This is a genomic window from Brachyspira catarrhinii, from assembly GCF_005518285.1.
Lineage (GTDB): Bacteria > Spirochaetota > Brachyspiria > Brachyspirales > Brachyspiraceae > Brachyspira > Brachyspira catarrhinii.
This window is the reverse complement of sequence record NZ_SJDU01000391.1, coordinates 1-2,028: the sequence shown is the minus strand read 5'-3', so window position 1 is coordinate 2,028 and position 2,028 is coordinate 1. Positions and strand designations below refer to the sequence as shown.

2 protein-coding genes are annotated in these 2,028 nt (G+C 32.4%); both read right to left on the bottom strand.

Annotation, left to right across the window (positions count from 1 at the left end; all coding sequences use genetic code 11):
• Positions 1-1,496 (bottom strand): mannitol dehydrogenase family protein (locus EZH24_RS10820; protein WP_137999128.1); only part of this gene is annotated, 1,496 nt, incomplete at its 3' end.
• 31 nt (positions 1,497-1,527) lie between these two features.
• Positions 1,528-2,001: a zinc-binding dehydrogenase gene (locus EZH24_RS10815; protein ID WP_161976147.1), complete on the bottom strand. Its 474-nt coding sequence runs from the start codon at positions 1,999-2,001 to the stop codon at positions 1,528-1,530.
• Between the last annotated feature and the right edge of the window lie 27 nt (positions 2,002-2,028).

Genomic DNA, 2,028 nt, shown 5'->3' with positions numbered 1-2,028 from the left:
AAATCGACTAAAAAAATATTTTTATTTGAAAGTATAGGTTGTAAATTATTTTTAACGCTCTCTATATCTTTAAATTTTATTTTCGATATATGCGACTGCAATTCTTTAAGCATAGGGTCGGGGCTTATATTCATTTCGTTTCCGTTATCGTCTATACCCGTTAAATATCTGAGCCAAGCCGCTATGGTAATCGGAATCGCTATCAAATTTGAAGTATCCAAATTCTTTTCAATATATGATTTTAAAGTTTCTCCGAACCTAACGGGGATTTTTTGGGAAGTGTCGCAAGCTATTCTTTGAGGCGAATCGGGAATAAACGGATTCGTAAATCTTTCTTCAACAACCTCTTTTATAAAATTTTCGGGATTTATGATTTTAGGATTTACGACAACTTTCATTCCCTCGTCATAGCCTAATTTTTCAATAAGTTTTTTTAAGAGAGGATTTTTCATCTCCTCGTATATATAATTATAATTAAATAGACAACCGAATATTGCCAACGCGGTATGAAGAGGATTCAAACAAACCGTTACTTTCATTCTTTCGGAATTTTGAACGGTTATTCTATCCGTCATAAAAACGCCCGCTCTTTCAAAAGGAGGGCGTCCGTTTGCAAAATTATCCTCTATTACCAAATACTCGGGAACTTCCGCGTTTACAAAAAAAGCCGTCATGTTATTTCCCACTTTAAAAGTTTCCGAGCCTTCCAAACCTAATTCTTTTAATTTTGCCGATATAATATCGGAAGGGCGAGGAGTTATTTTGTCAATCATACTCAAAGGAAAAGAAACTTTATTTTTATCTTCCAAATATTTTATAAAGCCTTCTTCCACAAAACCGTTTTTTAACCATTTGCCCGCTATAGTTATAATCGCTTCTTTAAGTTTGTCTCCGTTGTTTGCGCAGTTATCTATACTTAACATTGAAATGGGATAAGCGCCGTTTTTATATCTTTCAAAAAGCAATTTAGTTATCATAGCCATTATATTTGAAATATCGTTTTCAAAATTTAAATCTTTTTCGGATAAATCTTTTATGGAATATCCTTTTTCGGTTATGGTGAAACTCACTATTTGAAGAGAATTTGAAATAAATATTTTTTTTAAAGACTCGTAATAATTGACGAAATCGGCATGCAAAATATCGGTTATACTTCCTATAACTTTTTTGTCTATATCTCCGTTATTTTTTATTAAAGCCAAAAGCGTAAGATTATCGAAAGGCTTATAAACTTTTTCAAGCATATCGTAATCATCGGTTTTTCCCGTAGAATGAGTGTCAACCGCTATGACGCCTCTATCAATTAAATTATCGTTTAGCAAACTATCCGATATTCTCGCCAAAAAACCTCTGAATATATTTCCCGCTCCGAAATGAATCCAAGCGGGATTTTCTTTCGTATTTTCTCTAACTTTTTTTATATCATATTTGGGAATTTCTATATTCGCGTTTTCCCAAAAAGATTTATTATTGAGATTATTAATATTTAGTTTCATTCTATAGCCTATAAAATCTCTAAAAATAAATTTAATCAAAAATTAAAGCGACTTTTTTAATAGAGGAATCTTTAGAATCTATTAAATCAAAAGCTTTTTTAGTATCCGCAAAAGGAATCTTATGAGATACCAATCCGCTTATATCAATATCTCCATTTTTTACGGCGTTTATAACCTCGTCAAATTTATTATTTTGAAGCCTAGAACCTCTAATATCAAGTTCTTTAGCCGTAATTTTAAAAATGGCAACTTGAGAAGGTTCTTCTAAAAACGCCATAGTTATAACTCGTCCCGCATTACAAGTTACTTCCGCAAGGTCCGCTAAAGAACTAACCAAACCAGCTGCATCTATCGATACGGTAGGACCATATCCGTCAGATAATTTTCTTACGACTTCTATCATATTCTCTTTTTTGGCATTAACGGTACAATGAGCGCCTAATTTTTTAGCTTCTTCCAATTTATCGTCAAATATGTCGGCTACTATTATTTTAGCTTTCGTCAAACTTCTTTTTAGCGTCCGCATATTCTA